The following is a 19,902-nucleotide window of genomic DNA, read 5'->3' as shown; positions in this document are numbered from 1 at the left end:
GTCGCGGTTCACCTGCAAATGCCCCGTCCGTCCGCGCAGGGCGCCCGCGCCATCGGCCGATGCAAAAACCCCTCAATGCCAGCGGCGATCGGCGGTTCGGGCGATGGCGCGGCCGAGGTTGAGCAGGAGCAGATCGACCGCCGCCGTCACCTCGGGTGGGGTGTCGGCGTTGAGCGCCTGTTTCAGCGAGATGGCGAGGTCCGCGGCCCGGGCCAGGGCATCCTCCGCCGGCGGCGGGGTGCCGAGGACGTAGCGCTCGCCGCCGTCGCGCATCTCGGTGATGTCGATGAGGATGCCGTGCGAGCGGAGCGGCCGGCCGGCGTCGTCGTGATAGGTCCGCCCGCGGCTGAGCAGCCATCGCACCGTGCCGTCCGTCTCGAACACCCGGTACTCGGCCAGGACCACGCCGCCGAGGCGCACGGCCCGGAGCATGTGCTCCATGAGCCAGGTCATGTCGGCCGGGTGGACGAGGGCGAGGGCGCCCAGGCCGCTGAGCTCACGTCCGGCCAGGTCGGGATTGCCCGTGAGAATCTGCGCCGCCCCCTCGTCGTAGACGACGACGGCGCGGACATGATCCCACCCCCAGGTTCCGACGACGCAGGCGGTGTCGAGGACTGCCCGGAGACGGTCGAGGTCGGCGGAACCGTGAGGGGCGGTGGCATCCATGGACTGGCTTTCGATCGTATTCCGGCGCTTGCGCCGTCGCTTTGCCATGATGGGAAACCGTGCGATCCGCAATTTTCAATTGCGCGCGCAACTCTTGGTTCCACGCGTCCGCATGGCACAGCTATGGCGTGAAGGCCTTAAGGGAATACCACAAGCACAGCCGGTCCATTGTCGCTCCGAGCGACGTTCACATATGTGCACCCGTCATGACAGGTCCGACGAAATGCCGCGGATGGTCTCGTGCGCGCCACGAAGACTTTCGCACATCCCGGCCCCGATCGGAATCGCGGAATGCAGGTTTCGTGCGCGGTTTCGCAATCGGGTCGCGCCGGACATGGGCGCATTGCCCGCGCGCTTCGGCCGTCGACGGTCACGCGCGCGCGTTCTCTCCGCGCGATGGCCTTCCGACAGCTCACGGCTCGTATGGGGGGCCTCTCGTTTCAGGCCGGGCCATCGCAGAGGATGATTACGGTCTGAAGCCGCTGCCGAAAGGGCTGTCGACGAAGCGCCGCCCCCCGTGCGCATCCCCTCGCCCCGCCTGCGGGGAGAGGGACGCGTCTCCCCCCTGGCGGGGAGCGCGTCGAGGCGGCAGCCGACGGTGAGGGGGCGAATCCGGATGAGACTCTAGGGACGCGTCTCCCCCCTGGCGGGGAGCGCGTCGAGGCGGCAGCCGACGGTGAGGGGGCGAATCCGGATGAGACTCTTCCGGAATCGCCCCCTCACCGTCGCTTCGGCTTCGCCTGCGCTCGCCGCAGGCACGACGGGGTGCCTGCGGCCCTCTCCCCGCAGGCGGGGAGAGGGGGATGCGCGCAGACGCTCTGTACGAACGGGCAAGGGCCGACCCGAGCGCAAGCACCCCTCGGCGATCGCCCTGCCGCAAGAAGGCGGGCCGCCCGGAAAAGCCCGTCGCGGCGGCGGATCACCGTCCGGCGAGGCGGGCCGGACCGGTGACCGACGGGGACGGGGCGGCCGAATTGGTGGTCTCCTTGTAGATCGGCACGATGACGCGCAGCCAGCCGCGGGTCTCCCGGCCGCCGTAATTGCGCTCGACCACGTCCTGCGTGACGTAGGCCTGGAGGTTCACGGGTCCGAAATTGTACCCGACGAGGCCGCCCACGGCGACCTGGCCCTGGCGTTGGTAGCCGGGGAACCGCGTCGGCAGGTCCGTCGATCCGAAGGCGACGGGGCCGATCTCCCACTTGCCGAACTTCTTCGTCGCCGTGAGGTCGAGGTTGAGATAGTCGGGATAGACCGCCCCCTGCGGCGAGATCGGGTCGATGTAGATGCCGTAGAGCAGGTTCGCCGTGAGGTTCCAGCCGTCGCCCGAGTAGGTCGCGGCGAAGCGGTGGCTCAGGGAGGCGTTCTGGATCACGAACCGGGTCTCGACGGGGTGGTAGCCGCCGAACAGGTAGCTGACGCCGAAATTCTCGCCGAGCTTCCAGGCGAGCTGGGCGGCCATGAGGGGCACGCCGATGCCGCTCTGGTAGGGCGCACCGCGCACGCTCGAGGCCACGACCGGTTGGATGGCGACCAGGTTCAGCCGCGCGCCGAACAGGCTCCAGGGCGTCGCCCACAGGAAGGTCGGCAGGTTGATGTTGGACTCGGAATCGAGGGGCCGCGTATCCCGCACGCCGAAGCTCGAAGTGTTCACGAAGTAGAGGCCGATGGGGAGCTGGGCCCCGACGGGGAGGCCGATGGTCTGGCCGGGCTGGGCCGCGGAGGCGGCCCGCGCCGCGCCCGACCCCAGGGCCAGGAGCGCGACGCTCCCGAGGAGAGCCGCCGCGAATCGGCGCTGGACCTTGGTGATTCTGCCGATCATGCGTCGCCTCGCGAGGGCCGTCCGCGGCACGGAATGCGCCGCGGCCGAACCAGCCCTCGCAGGGTTGACGGACCGGGGGCCCGGTTCCGTCCCGCCGGTCCGTTCGCGGCGGGCCGGGTGTCGCAAGGGTGTCACACATCGGACGGTGCCGAACCGACCCTCCCGCGGGAGAGGGTCAGCCGTCGCGCGCGGGTCCGGCCGCCCGCGGCACCGGGCCGACGAGGCGGTTCACGGCGGCTTCGGCGGCGAGGCCGATGACGGCGCCGGCCACCACGTCCGCCGGAAAATGCGCCCCGCGCAGGACCTGCGCCGCCACCACGCCGCCCGCCGCCGCATGGGCGATGTGCCGTGCGCCCGGCCGGTTGCGGGCGACGGCCCGCGCCACCGCGACGCTCACGGCGGCATGCCCGGACGGGAAGGACTGCCACGGCCCGTCGTTGGGACCGAACCAGCCCCGGGCGTACAGGCCGGTCTCCATCAGCACGTTGGGCCGGGTGCGGTGGACGAGGCGCTTCATCGTGGTCTTCACCGCGCTCGCCAGGAGTCCGGCCCCGAGCATGTGCCGGCCGGCCGCCGCCAGGCGGGGATCGTCCCGCACCGCCCCCGTCGCCCAGATCGCGGCGGACGCGGCGAACAGCACCTCCCAGGCGCCGACCTCGCTGAGGGCGCCCGCGGCGCGGATGGCCGGGTGGTCCTTGGCCCCGGCGAGGCCGACCCCGAGGCGGATGTCGGCGGCCTCGCCGGGCAGGCGGCGGGCATGGGTCGGGTCGGGGCGGTCACGGTCGAGCATGGCTCTCAACGCGGCCGTGGTCCGTGCGTTCGATGGCGGCGGCCGCGCGCCGGGACGGCGCCGGGACGCCGCGCCGGCGCGGGGGGGTGGTGGACCGGCGCGCGCCGTCCCCGCACGGACCGGCGGCCCCGTTCCACGCGGGGATGCGCCGTTCCGCGCTGCCGGGCGCGGAACGGGGATTTCGCCTCACCGCGCCGCCGTCCGGGAGCCTTCCCCGCCACAATGGGCCGAAAAAGCGCCCCCGTCCCCGCCAAGGTGCCCCGGTGCCTTGGAGTTGACATCGTCCGGTGGCCGAGCGTTGCCCGAACGGGTTCGGCATCGGTCGCGATCGCCGGCCCCAGGGTCGTGAGGAGTTTTTCGAATGTCGAGACGCGGGTATCACAAGTTTTCCGGTGCGGCGTGCGTCGCGGCCCTCCTCGGTCTACTGGGGCAGGCCCAGGCGGCGACCTGCGGCAACACCGCGTCGGGCTTCGAATCCTGGAAGCGCGACTTCGCCGACGAGGCGCGGGGTCGGGCCAGTGCCGAGAGCCTGGCCGCCCTGATGGGAACCTCCTACTCGACGGCGACCATCTCGGCCGACCGCGGTCAGAAGAGCTTCAAGCTCAGCCTCGATCAGTTCCTCGCCAAGCGCGGCGGCACCACCATCGTCTCCCGCGGACGCGCCCTGAAGCAGCAGAACGCGGCCCTGTTCGCCTCCATCGAGCAGCGCTACGGCGTACCCGCCGGTCCGCTCCTGGCGATCTGGGGCATGGAGACGGGGTTCGGCGCCGTGCGCGGCAACGTCAACACCCTGTCGGCCGTGGCGACCCTCGCCTACGATTGCCGCCGCTCGGCCTTCTTCACCGACCAGCTCAACGCCGCCCTGACCCTGGTCGATCGCGGCATCCTCACGCCCGCCACCCGGGGCGCCGCCCACGGCGAGGTCGGCCACACCCAATTCCTGCCGAAAAGCGTCCTGAACTACGGGACCGGCGGCAGCCTCGACAGCATCCCCAACGCCTTGAACGCAACGGCGAATTTCCTCAAGGCGCATGGTTGGCAGCGCGGCGCCGGCTACCAGCCGGGCGAGCCGAACTTCGCCGCGATCCAGGGCTGGAACGCGGCCACGGTCTACCAGAAGGCCATCGCGCTCCTCGGCAGCCGGATCGACGGGCAGTGAGCCTTTCCCCCGGGCGCCGACCGGCGCCCGGGGACCGACCCATCAGACCGTTCGCGCATTCCAGCCGATGGACCGGCGCAGGAAGCCGATGCCCAGGGCCATGAAGGTCGCTGCCTGGGTGCTGTCGTTGCCGTAGCCGTGTCCCCCGGCGGCGGGCTCGTAGAACGCGGTCCCGTAGCCCAGCGCCTGAAGCTTGGCGGCCATCTTGCGGGCATGGCCGGGATGGACGCGGTCGTCGCGGCGGCTCGTGGCGATGAGGGTCGGCGGGTAGGGCCGTCCGGCCTCCGCCGCGTGATAGGCGGAGATGCCCTGGAGGAACGCCCAATCGGCCGGATCGTCCGGGTCGCCGTATTCGGCGATCCAGCTCGCCCCGGCGAGCAGCTTGGTATAGCGCCGCATGTCGATGAGCGGGATGGTGCAGAACAGGGCGCCGAAGCGCTCAGGGTAGTGCGTCAGCATGTTGGCGATGAGCAGGCCCCCGTTCGATCCGCCCTCGGCGGCGATGCGGTTTGGTCGCGTGACGCCACGCGCCACGAGGTCGGCCGCCACGGCCGCGAAGTCGTCGTGCGCCAGGGCCTTGCCTTCGCGCCGTCCGGCCTCGTGCCAGGCCGTGCCGAACTCGCCGCCGCCGCGGATATTGGCCACCACGCTGGTGCCGCCCGGCTCCAGCCAGAGCTTGCCCATCACCGCCTGATAGGTCGGCAGGACCGAGACCTTGAAGCCGCCATAGGCGGTGAGATGCACGGGCGCGTCGCCCGTCACGCCGTCCGGTCCGGTCTGGACATAGGGGATGCGCGTACCGTCCGCCGAGACCGCCTCGTGCCGGGTCACCCGCAGGCCGGCGGCGTCGAAGGTCGCGGGCGTAGTCCGCAGGACGGTCGGGCTCGACAGGGCGGGGGGAATCGCCAGCAGGGTCGGGGGCGTCACCGGGTCCTGCACCAGGGCGCTGAGTTCGCCGTCGGCCTCGTCCGGCTCCGCGTCGAGGGGCCAGACCGACACGGTGCCGATGGCCGGCAGGCCGGGGAGGGGACGGTAGCTCCAGCCCGCCGGACCCCGTTCGCACTGGCCGAAACGCGGGCTCAGGTTGTCCAGGGCCCCGATGATCAGGCGCTTGCCCGACCAGAACACGTCCTGCAGGGCGCGCCGCTCGCTCGGCTCCCACAGGACGGCGAAGTCCCGGCCTCCGGCGAGGAAATCCGGCAGGGCCATGGCCAGAACCGTGTCGGGAGCATGGGTACGCCCCCCGACGCTCCACGGCGTGCGCGGCTGAACCGCGAGGCCGTCATGGTGGAGGTGGATCTCGGCATCGGACGGAACATCGAGGCGGGTCGTGACGCCGTCGCGTTGCGCCAGATGGAGATGCCCGTCGAAGAAGCCGGTGCGCTCGGCGATGACGATGCGCTCCTCGCCCATCGGTCGCTCGACGCCGGCCCAGACGCCCATGTTGTCCGCTGCGGTCTCGAACAGGATTTTTGCCGCCTTCGGATCGGTCCCGCGCGTCCACAGGCGCACCGTGCGGGGATAGCCGGCGCGGGTGGCCATGCCCTCGCCGAGGGCGCTCGACAGGAGCAGGGTGTCGCGGTCGAGCCAGGACGCCCCGCCCTTCGCCTCCGGCAGGACGAAGCCGTCGCCGACGAAGACCCGGGCGGTCATGTCGAACTCCCGCAGGACCGTGGCGTCGCCGCCGCCCCGGCTGAGCTTCAGCAGGGCCCGGTCGCGGGTTTGGGGAATCAGGTCGGCTCCGGCCCAGACCCAATCCTCGCCCTCGGCCGCCGCCAGGGTGTCGAGGTCCAGCAGGACGTCCCAGTCGGGCGTCCCGGCGCGGTAATCGTCCTCGGTGGTCCGGCGCCACAGGCCGCGGGGATGCTCGGCATCCTTCCAGTAATTGTAGAAATGGTCACCCCGTCGGCGCACCATGGCGATGCGGTCCGGCCGGTCCATGAGCGCCCGGGCGGTCTCGCGATCGTGGGCGAACGCGGCATCGGCGAAGCGCGCCAGGGTGTCGGCGTTCTGCGCCTCGACCCAGTCCAGGGCTGCCGCGCCGTCGACCTCTTCGAGCCAGAGATAGGGATCGTCGTCCGGCCGGTCGCGGGTTGGACGTGGGTCCGGGCGGGAGTTGATTGGGTCTGTCATGGGCCTGAAGGTAAGCGAACGCGGCCGCCGAGGCACGGCCCGTGTTCATAAAACTACGGGGGCGTGGGGCGGCCGGGTGGCTTGCCGGCGATGACGCTCTCGTGAGCGGTCGGATTGCTCCCGCGGGGTGCTGCGAGCGGTCGCGGGGGCTGCCGCTTGAAGCGGCGCCGCACAGGGCGATGTCGCCTTCATGCCGCATACTTCATCCGCCCCACCACCCACCCTCGTCTGCCTGCATTTCCTCGGCGGTTCCGCGCGCGAATGGGAGCGCATGGCGCGACACCTCGGCGCGGCCGCGACCTGTGTCCCCCTCGACCTGCCGGGATTCGGCGACGCGGCGGATGTGCCCGGTACTTCCGTTGCCGCCATGGCCGATCACATCGCCGGGCGGATCGCCGCCCTGGCTCCGGCGCATCTGTGGATCGCCGGGCACAGCATGGGGGCAAAAGTCGCCCTCGCCCTCGCCCGCCGGGCGGAAGATGGCGATCCAGCCCTCGCGGGCTTTGGTGGCCTCATCCTCCTCGCGGGCTCACCGCCCAGCCCCGAGCCCATGTCAGACGACAAGCGCCGGGAGATGATGGCCTGGATCTCCGCCGACGCGGACACACGGCGCATCGAGGCCGGCGATTTCATCGACCAGAACACCGGTGTTCCCCTCGGGGAGCCCGACAGGTCAAACGCCGTGGCCGATGTGCTGCGGGCCGAGCCGAGGGCCTGGACCGCATGGCTCGAGGCGGGCAGCCGAGAGGACTGGAGGCGGCGCATCGGTGTGCTGCGGTGCCCGGCCCTGGTGCTCAGCGGCTCCGAGGATGCCGATCTCGGCGCCGCCGCGCAGGTCTGCCTGATGCTGCCCCACCTTGCTGATGCACGGCACATCGTGCTCGACGGGGCTGGCCATCTGCTGCCCCTCGAACGGCCGGAAGCCGTGGCCGATCTGGTCCGCAATGCGATGGCGAAGCTGAAGGGGCCCGTTCCGGTGCCGGTGCCGGTCCCGGAGGCGTATGAAGCCCTCATTGCCTCGCCGCGCGTGAACGGCCGCCTGCGTGCGGCTCTGGAGACACGGGCCAATCCGGACGATCCCGCCTATTGCCCGAAAGCCCTCGACGCCGTCGAACTCGCGCTCCTGCGGGCGGTGATCGATCGGGTGCTGCCACAGCTAGGGGAACCCCGCATCGACATCGGGGCCCGCATCGAGGCGCGTCTGGCGAGCGGAACGGGCGATGGGTGGCGATTTGCGAAGTTGCCACCCGACCCCGACGCCTACGCGGCGGCCCTGCGCACCCTCGACTTGGCCGCCTCGGCCGCCCATGCGGTCGGGTTCCTCGCTCTCCAGGCACCGGTCCAGGACGCTTTGCTGAAGGCCGTCGCGGAGGGCGAATTGCCGACCGCCGATGGGGACCTCGATGGTCCGCAGATGAAGCTGTGGTTCGAGGATCTGCGCGGCGACGTGGTGCGGACCTACCTCGCCCATCCGGCGGCCCTGGCACGCCTCGGCTTCAGCGGCATCGGCGCGGGGGGCGACACCATCGACCATTTGCCCGGGTTCACCGAACTCGGGATCGACGCCCGGGAGCCCTGGGAACCCACCGCTCAGGGGACGGACGTCCGATGAATCTCGACTCAATGCACCGCTACGCCACCGACGAGGTGGTCGATGCCGTGGTCATCGGCACCGGGGCGGGGGGCGCGCCGCTCCTCGCGCAACTGGCCGCGGCCGGCCTGAAGGTCGTCGCCCTGGAGGCGGGGCCGAACTTCGATCCGGCGCGGTTCGCCTTCGACGAGACCCTGGCCGACGAGATCTACTGGACGGACGAGCGCCTCAGCGGCGGCTCCACCCCGGAGGCGTTCGGGGCCAACAACAGCGGCACGGGGGTCGGCGGCTCGACCCTGCACTGGGGGGCGTTCACGCCCCGGGCCGACCAGCGCGATCTCAAGCTCCGGACGGAGACGGGGGAGGGGATCGACTGGCCCGTCGACTACGCCGAGCTGAAGCCGTTTTATGAGCGTGTGGAAGGGTTTATCGGGGTCTCGGGTCCGCGATCCTACCCATGGGACGCGCAGCGGCGCTACCCCCTGGCGCCGGTTCCGCGCAACGGTCCCGCGCGGATCATGGCACGGGCCTGCGAGGAATTGGGCATCCGCGCCACCGATGCGCCGGCGGCGGTGGTGTCGCGGGACTTCGCCCAGGAGGGGGGTGGAACCCGAAACGCCTGCATCAATTGCGGGTTCTGCCATCAGGGCTGCCGCAACGGTGCCAAGACCAGCATGGACGTGACCTACCTGCCGCTCGCCGTCGCGCACGGGGCCGAAATCCGTTCCATGTGCCGCGTCCACGGAACGGCGCGCGACGGGATGGGACGGATCACGGCCGTCACATACCGGCACGACGGAACGGAGCATCGGCAACGATGCGCCGCGGTGTTCCTGTGCGCCGGCGCGGTGGAGACGCCCCGCCTCCTGCTCCATCTCGGCCTCGCCAACGGCAGCGGACAGGTCGGGCGCAACTACATGGGCCACGTCGCGACCCAGGTCTGGGGCACCTTCGACGGCGAGGTCCGGATGAACCGGGGCTACCCGTCCTCGATCATCAGCGAGGACATGGTGCGGCCGGGCGACGCGGACTTCGCGGGCGGCTACCTCTTGCAGAGTCTCGGCGTGGTGCCGCTCACCTTCGGCAATTCGGTGGCACGGGGGCGCGGCCTGTGGGGGCAGGCCCTGACCGACTACCTCGGGCGCTACAACCACATCGCCGGCATCGGCATCAACGGCGAGACCCTGCCGTGCGATGCCAACGTCCTTACCCTGTCCGACGAGGTCGACGCCTTCGGGGTGCCGAAAGCCCATATCAGCTTCGGCTACGGCACCAACGAGGATCGCCTCAACGCCCACGCCACCCGGACCATGACGGCCATCTGGGAGGCGGCCGGCGCCACCGACGTCTGGGTGCTCGAGCGGGTGGCCCACACCATCGGCACCTGCCGCATGGGGCGGGACGGCGACACCGCCGTGGTCGATCCTTTCGGCCGCAGCTTCGAGGTGCCGAACCTGTGGATCAGCGACGGCTCGACCTTCCCGAGCTCGCTCTCGGCCAACCCGGCGCTCACCATCATGGCGCTCAGCTTGCGGACGGCCGAGGCGTTCCTCAAGGGCCGGTAGGGACCTCGCGCTTCGCCGCGACGCGACGCTGCGTCGGGGCTGGGCCGCGCCGGTTGGCGAGTCCGGTCAGCGCCCGGATCGGTACCAGGGCCATCGCGGCGAAGCGGATGTGGCGGGCCAGCTCGAACGGCCCCAGCGGCCGGTAGACGAGGCGCGGGCTGACCCGCTCGGCTTCCGCCACGGCGAGGCCGGGGAGCGGCAGGGCGGCGATCCGGGCGGCGTCGGACTCGGGGATCTTCAGGAACCGGGCCCAGCCGCGGGTGACCGCAAGCCGGCCCTCGGCGTGGAGGCGCCGCAGGCGGCGCCGGCACAGGTAGCGGAACACGGCGCGCGGCACCGCTTCGAGGCGGGCGTCGCACAGGCTGTCGGGCTTCTCGCAGCGGGCTCGGATGGTGTCGGCGACGCCGCCGGGCGCCCGGCCGACGAGGCGGCCCGACACCGTCACCACCACGTTGGGGTCGTGGCGGACGTGAAATCCCTGGCGCAGGAGGGCGGCCACGAAGGCGCCGTCCTCTCCGAGCGCGATGGCCGGCATGCCGCCCACCGCCACGTAGGCGTCGCGGGTCACCGCCAGGGTCGCGCCGATGGTGGTGCGGTGGCACGGCCACGGATCGTACGGATCGGGGTCGAGGCGCGCCTCGATCTCCGTCAGCACGGCGCTGTAGGCATCCTCCAGGCGGCCGCGTTCGTGGAGGGAGGGGGGCAGCAGGGCGGCCTCGCCGGCATCGAGCTCGATCCGCCCGGCCACGGCATCCGCTCCGGCGCGCAGAGCCGCGCGGTTGCGCGCGACCCAGTCCGGCGGCACCCGGCTGTCGGCATCCGTGGACAGGATCGTGCCGCCGGCCGCCACCGGGCCGATCCACTCGACGGCGGCGTTCATGGCCTCGCGCCGGGCCCATCCCGCCTGGGCTTCGGCGAATTCCACGTGGGTGACCCGCATCGGCACGGACAGGGTCGGGCGCAGGGCCTCGACGATCGCCTGAGTGCCGTCGGTGCAGTTGTTCAGGAACAGCACGAGACCGAGGCTGCCGGGGGCCACGTCCGTTTGGGCGTCGATGGCTCGGAGACACGCCTCGATCCGCTCGGCCTCGTTGCGGACCGGGATGGCGATGACGGTGTCGGGAAAGTGGGGCGGCACGACGAGACTCCTGGCGGCCGGCTTCGGACGGCGCAGCGCGAATCGTGCCTAGCAGGTTGGGTAAGCGGAACAATGGCAACGCTTGGCCGGGTTGCGCCCGTTGTGGTCGTAGGAGGCCGCGCGATCTCCGTTCCAAGGTCGACGTGTCAGTGTTAAACCGAATGACCGTAAGGGCTGGCCTTCTGCCCGTCCGGTTTTCGGTTGCATGTCCATGAAGCCGGACGTCTGCACCGACGGATGCTCGCGCGTCGCCTTCATAAAAGCTGGGTACGCCCGGGACCGGGCGGGCGAGGCAGAGTTATCCTCCGGCCATCTCGCCCGGGGCCTGAACACGCGCGCCGCCGAACACGACGGACTGCCGCAACGGCGGTCGTGACAGGCCGTAGATCAGGCGCGGCTCCGCCGGCGCGCTGATGGCATCCAGCGCTGCGCGATGCTCCGCAGAAAGCACGACATCGAGGGCGGCGATGTTGTCGACCACCTGCGCCGGCCGGCTCACGCCCATCAGCGTCGAGGCCACCGCAGATCGTCCGATCACCCAGGCGAGCGCGACGCGGGCCGGCGATTGCCCGATGTCTTCCGCCACCCGGCGCACCCCTTCGACGATGGTCCAGTTGCGCGGCGTGAACAGGCTATCGCCGAACGGATTGGCCCCGTCGAGCCGTTTGTCGTCGGCGGACCGCATCGCGCCAGACTGCGCCGCATCCTTCGGCAGGCCGCCCTTACGCGGACCCGCCGCCTCCACGGCCGCGCGGTCATATTTGCCGCTCAGCAGCCCGTAGGCGAGCGGCGACCACGGCACCAGCCCCAAGCCGAACTCGGCGGCGAGGGGGATGTGCTCGTCCTCCACCTCTCGGTTCACGAGCGCGTAGAAGTACTGCAGCGCGATCGGCCCCGGCAGCCCACGCAGGGCAGCCAGCGTCGCGAGCTTGGCGACGTACCAGGCGGGCGTGTTCGACAAGCCCCAATAGCGAATCTTCCCGGCGCGCACGAGACCGGCCATGGTCTCCAGCAACTCCTCGGCCGGCGTGACCCCGTCCCAGACATGCACCCAGTAGAGATCGACGTAGTCGGTCTGCAGGCGGCGCAGGGAGCCTTCCAGCGCCGCGTGGACGTGCTTGGCACCGTTGCCGCCCGCGTGCGGCCCGTTGCCCGTGGCGAACCCCGACTTGGTCGCAAGGACGATCCGGTCGCGCAAACCGCGCTCGCTGACAAAGCGCCCGAGCATCGCCTCGCCCGTGCCACCCGCGTACACGTCGGCCGTGTCCACGAAGTTGCCGCCCCGCTCCAGATAGGCGTCGAACACGGCGCGGCTGCCGGCCTCGTCCAGCCCCCAGCGCGCCGTGCCGAAGGTCATGGTGCCCAGGGCGAGCGGACTGACCGCAAGGCCCGAGCGGCCGAGCGTGCGGTATTGCGTGAGATCCATTGTTGCATATCCCTGCTGATTTCACGCAGGATAGCGCCGCTCTTCGTGGCGAATTAGCCCCTATCATCGGCATGGGCTTATGAGCGGGTTTCAGGAATGCGACGGGCCACACTCGACGATCTGGCGGCCTTCGCAAGGGTGGCGCGCACCCGCAGCTTCACGCGTGCGGCGGCCGAACTCGGCCTGTCCCCGTCAGCGCTCAGCCATGCCGTGCGGGGGCTGGAGGAACGGCTCGGGGTTCGGCTGCTCGCGCGCACCACGCGCAGCGTCGCTCCGACGCCGGCGGGCGAGCGGCTCATGCGGTCGCTGGCCCCGGCGCTGGCGGAGGTCGAAAGCGGGCTTGCGGCGCTCGCCGACTGGCGCGGCGAGCCATCCGGCGCGTTGCGGCTGACAACCTTCTCCTCGGCCGCGCGCCACGTCCTCGACCCGGTCCTGCCGCGCTTCCTCCTCGATCATCCGGCCGTCTCCGTCGAGGTCGTCATCGACGATCGCCTGACCGACATCGTCGCGGATCGGTTCGATGCCGGAATCCGCTTCGGCGAGACGGTGGAGCGCGACATGGTGGCCGTGCGCCTGGGGCCGGACCTGCGCACGGTCGTAGTCGGCACACCCGCCTACTTCGCCCGCCATCCCCGGCCCGGGACGCCGGCCGACCTGGAGGCGCACAACTGCGTAAACTACCGGCTGGTCGGCGGCGGTGGATTGCTGCCGTGGGAGTTCGCCCGCGACGGCCGGGACGTGCGCGTTCGCGTGGGTGGTCAACTCACCGTCGACGATGCGGCCCTGGCAGGGGCCGCCGTGCGGGCCGGTGCCGGACTCGGCTACATGCTGGAGGAGGATGCGGCCGCCGACATCGCGGCGGGTCACCTCGTGCAGGTTCTGAAGGACTGGTGCACGCCCTTTCCCGGTTACCACCTCTACCATCCGGGCCAGCAGGCGACACCGGCGCTTCGTGCCCTGATCGACGCCTTGCGTTGGGTGGAGACATGACTTGGTCCGTTCGGTCGCCGTCGCGGTTTCCGACGACGGCAGCGTGGTCGTCTCGCCACGCGGCACTCCGACGGCTATTCGGCAGCCGCGAGAAGCGGTGGAACGGCGAGGTCGGGTCGATTTGTGCCATTCGATCGGTTCTGAATGGGCGGCCGCTCAAGTCAGGTTCTGGCCGAAACCCACCGACCCGCGTCCGGCCGCTATCGCTCACTGGAGCCAATTCGATTGGACTGCCAGAAAGCAGACGTGTCCGGACCCGCTTCAGATTACGCGACCGCTGAGGGCCCCTTCAAAACGGGCTCTCCGACGCCACCCGCGCCGCCGCGATCTCGGCGGGGGAGGGCGCGCGCAGCACGGTCAAGCCGTCGGCGCGCCACTCCGAAGAAACGTGGCCGCGGCGCGCGAAGGCGTCGAGCCAGCCGTCCATGGGCCAGAGGCCGTGGCGGGCGTGGAAGCGGCGGGCGTTCGCGACGATGCTGTCAAAGTGCTGGAGCGGCGGGTCGCAGGCGGCGTGATGCTGGTGGTAGGCCTCGCCGCGGGCGGTGAGCAGCACCGGCACCCCGGCGGCGGCGGCGCGGAAGGCGAGGTCGGTGTCCTCGGCGCCGTAGCCGTCGAAGGCCTCGTCGAAGCCGCCGAGGCGGTCGAAGGTGGCGGCGCGCACGCCGAAGGCGAGGGACCAGAACAGGCCCGGATTGTTGGTGGGTTCGAGGCCCGACCTGGGGAATACCCGGACCGGGTGTCGCTGGCCGGCTTCGTGCAAGCGGCCTTGCGTCCAGCCGTCCGCGACGGCGCCGGCCGGCAGGTAGCGCACCTCGCAGCAGACGAGGCCGTCGGCCTGGGCGAGATCGTCGTCGAGGCTGTCCACCAGATCGGCCGAGGGGATACAGTCGACGTCGAGGTAGACGAGGTGTTCGCCCGAGGCCGCGCGGCGTCCGGCGTTGCGGGCTTTGGCAAGCGGCAAACCCGGCAGATCGAGGACGACGCGGCAAACGGAAAAACCGTAATCCGGCAGGGGAGGGGGCTCGGCCCCCATCTCGACCACGATGCACTCGCGCGGGATCGGTCCCTTCGCCAGCCCTTCGAGGAGGCGGGCGAGGTGGGCGTCGCGGCCCTTGTTGAGGGTAATGACGCTGGCGCTCACGGCCGGGACGCCCCCGGGACCGGCTTCATGCGGAGGAAGATCTCGTGCGGCCCCTGGAAATGCGCCAGCATCTCGGGGGCGAGGCGAAAGCCCGTGGGATCGTCGTGGATGAGGTCCGTGGTCTGCGAGCGGTGGGCCGCCACGGCCTTCGCCTTCGCCGGCCGGTGCGCCGAGACGTCGAGGCGGTAGCCCTCCGGGGCGTCGCCGACCTCCGTCCCCGGCGGCAGGGTCCAGCCCCAGACCGGATAGGCGAAGGCGGGGAGCGCCGGCCGCAGGGCCTGCGCCAGTCCGACGATGGCGGCCGAGGCCTTGTGATCGCAGTGGGGGTCGTGGCCCCAGGTGACGAAGACCGCGCCGGCGTCGCAGGCCTCCGCCTCGTCGAGGATCGCGGCGGCGGCGGCCTCGGCCTGCGGGCCGGCGCTCGGCGCATGGGCGTCGGGCAGGCGCAGGAAGCGCACGTCCTCGGGCGCGAGGCCGAGTTCCGCCACCGCCGCGCGGGTCTCGTCCTCGCGGAGCGCCCGCAGCCGCTCGGGCGGGTAGAGGGCGGAATGGGTGTGCGAGCCGCACCCGTCCGTGACCACCACGAGGCGAACCGCACGCCCGAGGCGCCGGGCCTCGGCGATGAGGCCGCCGCAGCCGAGACTCTCGTCGTCGGGATGGGGGGCGACCACCACGAGGCCCTTGGTCCCCACCAGGGTATCGAGGGGGGCGACGGGCAGGCGCCCGGCGGCGGCGAGGAACGCTTCGACGTTCATGGGGGCCTCGTGGATCGGGCGAAGACGGGCTCCGGCATCACCGATGTGGCCGGGGAGATCAAGCCGTCGGCTCCTACTTCACCGCCTCGATGGCCTCGCGCCCGGCCTTCATGTCCGCGGCGGTCGCCTCGGGGGCGTCCTGCACCTTCGGGGCGGTGTCGGAGCGGCACAGGGAGATGAGGATCGGGAAGTGATCGGAGCCGATATACGGCAGCCGCTCGAGGTGGCCGAGGAGGAAATCGTCGCTGAAGAACACGTGGTCGAGGGGCCAGCGCAGGAGCGGCCACTTCGCGTTGAAGGTCGGGTAGAGGCCCCGGCCGATGCGGGGGTCGAGGAGGCCGCTGATCTGCTGGAACAAGGTGGTGGTGCGCGACCAGGCGACGTCGTTGAGGTCGCCCGCCACCACGGCGGGTCCGTTCGCTTCGCGGACCTCGCGGGCGATCATCACCAGTTCGGCGTCGCGCGGGGCGGAACTCTGGCCGGGATGGGGCGGGCGCGGATGCACGCCGTAGAACGTGAAGCGCTCGCCCGACGGTAGGACCACGCCCGTGCGGATCGACGGCACGTCGTCCTCGAGGAGGAACCGGACCTCCGGGTTCTCGAGGGGCAGCTTGGCGTAGAACAGCAGCCCGTAGGTGTTGGGCTGGGCCTGCTCGACCCGATGGGGGTAGCGCGCCGTCAGGGGGCTCAACGCGTCGCGCCAGTGCGCATCCGTTTCGAGCACGAGGATGAGGTCGGGATCGTGCCGCGCCACGAGGCGCAGCAGGCTTTCGTGGTCGTCGTTGTCCTGCAGGACATTGGCGATGAGGACCGACACCCGGGCGTCGACCCGGCACTCGGCGTCCGTGGCCGCCACGGCCTGCGGTGCGTGGAGCGGCGTGAACGGGCGGATCTTGTGGAGCTGGTAGGCGAGGCAGGCGGCCAGCGCGACGAGGAGCGCGAGCCCCGTCCGGTCGCGGCCGAACATGAGGAGCAAGGCGAGCACGGGGAGGATTCCCACCGCCACCTGCAGGCGCGGGAAGTCGAAGGTCCGGACGAAGCCGGCGTCGCTGCGCATGAACGGGATCAGGGTCGCGGCTACGAGGAGCCACCCGGCTCCCTTGAGGGCCCATATCCAAGCCGATCCCGCCACGCACGCACTCCTCTATCGCCAAGCCGACCATGGCCAAGACCGACGCAACGCCGTACCGGCGGCGATGGTGCCGGATGCAGGGCAAGGAATCGACGCCGGGCGCCGATGGGCGGCCGTTCGGGGCGTCGAAGGGCAGGCGTGCGACGGTTCGGGGCCGGAGCGGTGCCGCGTTCCCGTCCATGGGCACCGATCCGACAGGTTCACCGAGCTTCAACCGAGCGCGTCACCCGACGCATCGCGGCGCCCGGTCCCCGGGGTCGAGCCCATCGGCCATGGCGCCGATCAGGCGGGCGGCGCGCCCCGCGGCGTCGCCCCGGCCGAGGGACGCGATCCGTGCCGGGTTGAGGGCGAGGCCGGCCCGGACCAGGGCGGGCCACTCCTCCGGTGGTCCCCAGGCTGGGCGGTGGATCGCCGCCCCCAGCGCCGCCAGCGCCCGCGCGGTGGCGACCTGCTCGTCGAAAGCCCGCGGCTCGGGGATGCAGACGAAGCGCTTGGCCCGCGCGACGACGCCCGAGACGAGGCCGTCGCCGCCAGCGCCGATCACCAGGGCGGCCCGGTCGAGGTGGGGACCGATCTCGCCGACCCAGCCGTGCAGGTGGAGATTCGCCGGCATCGCGCTTGGCACGTCCGCGACGGGGCCGAGGACATGCCACTGCCGCTCCGGCACCGCGCGCGCCGCCGCCGCGAGATCGGCACCGTGTCCACCCGCCCCGCCGCGTCCGTAGACGACGACGAGGGAGCCGTCCTCCGCCGGTCGGTCGCCCGTCGGTTCGGCGGCGAGGAAGCCGACATGCTCGGTCTTGGCCCGGACCCAGTCGGGGTTCGCCCCGCCGTCGAGGGTTTCGGGGAAGAACGCCAGCAGGCGCTCCGCGCCGCGGAACGCCTCGAGGTGGGGGGCGTCCGTGCGATCGCCGGGGAGCCGCACCACCAGAGTCGGAACCGACAGGAGCCGGGCGAACAGGGCGATTTCCACGGACACGTCGACGACGATGAGGACGGGATCGGCGGCCGCCGCCCAGGCGGCGATCCGCGCCATGCGGCCGCGAAGTCCGTCGATGCCGAGGGGCGCGTAGTGGAACGCCAGGGGTCGGGTCGCCGCATGGTCGCGCCCGTCGAAGCCTTCGCCGATGCGGTCGTCGGGCAGGTCGAGGACCGACGCGACGCCGGGATCCACCGCGTGGAACGTGCCGAGGAGGGTGCAGGGCCGGTCGAGGGCACGGGCGATAAGGCGCGCCCGCGCCACGTGCCCGGCGCCCTGATGATGGACATAGTAGCCGATGGGCCGGCGGGTCATGCCCGGTGTCCGATCATGCCCGGTGTTCGATCATGCCGCCGGCGCCGCCATGGCGAGGTCTCCGCCCCGCCGGGCCAGCTTCAGCCGCAGGGCTTCGAGGTCGGCGAGCACGTCGTCGAGGGGCTGGGGGGCCGGCTCCGGGCCGGGCTCCCCGACCCGCGCCGCGAGGCGTTCGACGAACGCGATGGCGTTGGGGCACGGCTCGTCCGCGACCTCGGCGACCATCGCCCCGACAATCCCTGCGTCGATCCCGAGGCGGCGCAGGGCGGCGGGCCAGTCCGGCCCGGCCTCCCAGGCGAGACGCCAGTCGCGGCGGCGCTCGATCAGAGCGCGCCAGTGATCCGCCGGCGGAAGGCGGTAGCTCTCGTGGCCCCCGGCGACGCGGGATCGGCGCAGCATCTCCGTGGCCATGCCGCCCTCCACCCGCCCGGCGGCCCGGTCGGAGACAGCGATGGAGACGGCCGGACAATGGCGCACCCGCCCGCCGGCTCGGCGGACAAGGGAGACCAGGGCGTTGTCCTCGCCGCAGGCCAGGGCCGGCAGGCCGCCGACGGATTCGTAGAGATCGACGCGGAGGGCCAGACTCGCCGCGACGTGGTCGCCGTGGCGCGGCGCCGGATCGTGCGGCGGCGGGTCGATGAGATCTTCCAGGGCGCGCACGCCGACCCAGTAGCGCTCGATCCGGGCATGGAGATCGGCCAGGTCCGGATCGGGGCGTTCGGCCTCGGGATCGATGACCAGGCGGCCGCCGACGAGGTCGGCGCCCTCGAGCGCCCGCAGGTTGGCGAGCGCCCAGCCGGACAGGGCGACGGCGTCGGCATCGGTGCTGAGGAGGACGCCGTCGACGACGCCCTCGTCACGGAGCCAGGCAATTCCGGCGTCCAGGGCCATCCGCCGGGCGGTGCCGACATGGGCCTCCGGCGGTGCGATCCGCGCCTCCACCACCCGCAGGCGAAGGTTCCCCCCGATGCCGTCGCGCTCCAGGGCGCGCAGGGCCGGGACGGTCTCATCGGTACAGTTGTTGGCGAGCACCAGCACCCGCAGCGGGGTCTCCGGGCCGGCGCCCGCCTGCGCGTCGAGGGATCGGATCAGCCGGGACAGGATCGCGGCCTCGTTGCGGGCGGGCACGCAGACGACGGCCCGCGACAGGGCTCCGGGATCGGCCAACACCGACTCAGGCCTCGTCGAGGAGGTGGGCGCGCAGCGGGCTCGGCGCGGCCAGGCGGATTTCCTCCGCGTACAGCGCCTCGTAGCGATCGGTCATGATGTTGGCGTCGAACAGCTGCTCGGCCCGGCGCCGGCAGGCCTGACGCTCCAGGCCGATGGCCTCGGCGACGGCCCGGCCGAGGTCGGCGACATCGTCGGCCTTCGCCAGCACGCCGCACGATCCGTCGAGGATGTCGGGGATCGCGCCACGCCCGAAGGCCGCCACGGGCGTGCCGCAGGCGAGGGATTCGGCCACCACCAGGCCGAACGGTTCCTCCCAGCGCGGGCTGCACAGGGTGACGTGGGCCTCACCGACGCGACGGGCGAGGTCGGCATGGGAGAGGTGGCCGAGATAGGTCACGTCCGGGCCGAGGCGCGGGGCGATCATGCTGTCCCAATAGGCCGGATCGCTACGCGGGCCGGCGAAGACGAGGGGCAGGCCGGCGGCGCGGGCCGCGTCGATGGCCAGGTGCGGCCCCTTCTCGGGAACGAGGCGCCCGGTCCAGATGGCGTGGGGCGGGTCCTTGGGCCGGGGATTGAAGGCGAAGGCGTCGAGGTCGATCCCGTTGCCGATGAGCAGCGGCCGGGGGATCACGTCGCACCACTCCGCCGCCAGGGAATCCGACACGGCCGCGAAGGTCATGTCGTAGGCCCGCGCCCGCACGCCCTCGCAGAAGGGCTCGAACGGCGGCGTATGAAGGGCCGTCACCATCGTGGCCCCGATCTCGGGCGCGCGCAGCAGGGGCAGGGGATGGAGACTGTTGTTGTGGACGATGTCGAAGCCGCCCCGGGCGACGGCGTCCATGATGGTCTCGTAGGCCTGACCTTCGAGGCGGTCGATCGCCAGGGCCGACGCCGCGTCGAAGGCAGTACCGGTGGGCGGGCACACCGCGACGAGGCCGAGGTCGGCCTGCGAGCCCTCCGACGCGTAGAGTGTCACCGAATGGCCGCGCGCCCGCAGGGCGCTGGCGAGGAAGTGCGTGTGCATCTCGAGGCCGCCCGAGAAGGGCTGGGCGATCGGGAACTTGAGATGCGCGATGATGGCGATCTTCACGGGGCTGGAAACACGGCGGCTGGGCGCGGCCAGGAAGCCGGGG

Annotated in this window: 16 protein-coding genes; 4 read left to right on the top strand and 12 right to left on the bottom strand. The window is 71.9% G+C overall.

The window, feature by feature from the left end; translation table 11 throughout:
* Positions 1 to 72 precede the first annotated feature (72 nt).
* From ASF28_RS03940 to ASF28_RS03930, 3 genes are all read right to left on the bottom strand, one after another.
* Positions 73 to 666 carry a PAS domain-containing protein gene (locus tag ASF28_RS03940; RefSeq protein ID WP_056087934.1) on the bottom strand — a complete coding sequence of 198 codons (594 nt, stop codon included), beginning with the start codon at positions 664 to 666 and terminating at the stop codon, positions 73 to 75.
* Between the two features lie 919 nt (positions 667 to 1,585).
* Positions 1,586 to 2,485, bottom strand: coding sequence for a transporter (locus ASF28_RS03935; protein WP_082475983.1), 900 nt, complete (start codon positions 2,483 to 2,485; stop codon positions 1,586 to 1,588).
* 175 nt (positions 2,486 to 2,660) lie between these two features.
* Positions 2,661 to 3,275 carry a phosphatase PAP2 family protein gene (locus ASF28_RS03930; RefSeq protein WP_056087930.1) on the bottom strand — a complete coding sequence of 205 codons (615 nt, stop codon included), beginning with the start codon at positions 3,273 to 3,275 and terminating at the stop codon, positions 2,661 to 2,663.
* A 361-nt stretch (positions 3,276 to 3,636) separates the two neighbouring features.
* On the opposite strand from ASF28_RS03930, the gene ASF28_RS03925 reads away from it, so the two are divergent.
* Positions 3,637 to 4,434, top strand: coding sequence for a lytic murein transglycosylase (locus ASF28_RS03925; protein ID WP_056087928.1), 798 nt, complete (start codon positions 3,637 to 3,639; stop codon positions 4,432 to 4,434).
* A 42-nt stretch (positions 4,435 to 4,476) separates the two neighbouring features.
* On the opposite strand, the gene ASF28_RS03920 is transcribed toward ASF28_RS03925, so the two are convergent.
* Positions 4,477 to 6,567: a prolyl oligopeptidase family serine peptidase gene (locus ASF28_RS03920; RefSeq protein WP_056087924.1), complete on the bottom strand. Its 2,091-nt coding sequence runs from the start codon at positions 6,565 to 6,567 to the stop codon at positions 4,477 to 4,479.
* Positions 6,568 to 6,757: 190 nt separating this feature from the next.
* On the opposite strand from ASF28_RS03920, the gene ASF28_RS03915 reads away from it, so the two are divergent.
* Both ASF28_RS03915 and ASF28_RS03910 read left to right on the top strand, forming a co-directional pair.
* Positions 6,758 to 8,179: an alpha/beta hydrolase gene (locus tag ASF28_RS03915; protein WP_056087922.1), complete on the top strand. Its 1,422-nt coding sequence runs from the start codon at positions 6,758 to 6,760 to the stop codon at positions 8,177 to 8,179.
* Complete coding sequence (locus tag ASF28_RS03910; protein WP_056087918.1) at positions 8,176 to 9,723, top strand: GMC family oxidoreductase; 1,548 nt, start codon at positions 8,176 to 8,178, stop codon at positions 9,721 to 9,723. The genes ASF28_RS03915 and ASF28_RS03910 overlap by 4 nt, the downstream gene beginning before the upstream one ends.
* Here the strand turns inward: ASF28_RS03910 and ASF28_RS03905 are convergent.
* Complete coding sequence (locus ASF28_RS03905; RefSeq protein WP_056087915.1) at positions 9,710 to 10,861, bottom strand: glycosyltransferase; 1,152 nt, start codon at positions 10,859 to 10,861, stop codon at positions 9,710 to 9,712. The genes ASF28_RS03910 and ASF28_RS03905 overlap by 14 nt on opposite strands.
* 298 nt (positions 10,862 to 11,159) lie before the next feature.
* Complete coding sequence (locus ASF28_RS03900) at positions 11,160 to 12,287, bottom strand: aldo/keto reductase (protein WP_056087913.1); 1,128 nt, start codon at positions 12,285 to 12,287, stop codon at positions 11,160 to 11,162.
* 96 nt (positions 12,288 to 12,383) lie between these two features.
* Between ASF28_RS03900 and ASF28_RS03895 the strand changes: the two genes are divergently transcribed.
* Entirely contained in the window at positions 12,384 to 13,277 is an 894-nt protein-coding gene (locus ASF28_RS03895) for a LysR family transcriptional regulator (protein ID WP_056087911.1), read from the top strand.
* 289 nt (positions 13,278 to 13,566) lie between these two features.
* On the opposite strand, the gene ASF28_RS03890 is transcribed toward ASF28_RS03895, so the two are convergent.
* The 6 genes from ASF28_RS03890 to ASF28_RS03865 form a co-directional block, all read right to left on the bottom strand.
* Complete coding sequence (locus tag ASF28_RS03890; RefSeq protein ID WP_056087908.1) at positions 13,567 to 14,418, bottom strand: glycosyltransferase family 2 protein; 852 nt, start codon at positions 14,416 to 14,418, stop codon at positions 13,567 to 13,569.
* Complete coding sequence (locus ASF28_RS03885) at positions 14,415 to 15,173, bottom strand: PIG-L deacetylase family protein (protein WP_056087903.1); 759 nt, start codon at positions 15,171 to 15,173, stop codon at positions 14,415 to 14,417. Before ASF28_RS03885 ends, ASF28_RS03890 begins: the two co-directional genes overlap by 4 nt.
* A 73-nt stretch (positions 15,174 to 15,246) precedes the next feature.
* Positions 15,247 to 16,305 (bottom strand): endonuclease/exonuclease/phosphatase family protein, encoded by a 1,059-nt coding sequence (locus tag ASF28_RS03880; RefSeq protein WP_056087900.1) that lies wholly within the window; start codon positions 16,303 to 16,305, stop codon positions 15,247 to 15,249.
* 223 nt (positions 16,306 to 16,528) lie between these two features.
* Complete coding sequence (locus ASF28_RS03875) at positions 16,529 to 17,599, bottom strand: glycosyl transferase (protein WP_056087897.1); 1,071 nt, start codon at positions 17,597 to 17,599, stop codon at positions 16,529 to 16,531.
* A 30-nt stretch (positions 17,600 to 17,629) separates the two neighbouring features.
* Positions 17,630 to 18,769, bottom strand: a complete 1,140-nt coding sequence (locus tag ASF28_RS03870; RefSeq protein WP_056087892.1) for a glycosyltransferase — start codon at positions 18,767 to 18,769, stop codon at positions 17,630 to 17,632.
* A 4-nt stretch (positions 18,770 to 18,773) separates the two neighbouring features.
* Positions 18,774 to 19,859 carry a glycosyltransferase family 4 protein gene (locus ASF28_RS03865; protein ID WP_056091161.1) on the bottom strand — a complete coding sequence of 362 codons (1,086 nt, stop codon included), beginning with the start codon at positions 19,857 to 19,859 and terminating at the stop codon, positions 18,774 to 18,776.
* Positions 19,860 to 19,902 lie beyond the last annotated feature (43 nt).

It is taken from the genome of Methylobacterium sp. Leaf99 (assembly GCF_001422375.1).
Classification (GTDB): domain Bacteria; phylum Pseudomonadota; class Alphaproteobacteria; order Rhizobiales; family Beijerinckiaceae; genus Methylobacterium.
The sequence above is the reverse complement of the archived record's forward strand: the minus strand, read 5'-3'. Positions and strand labels throughout refer to the sequence as shown.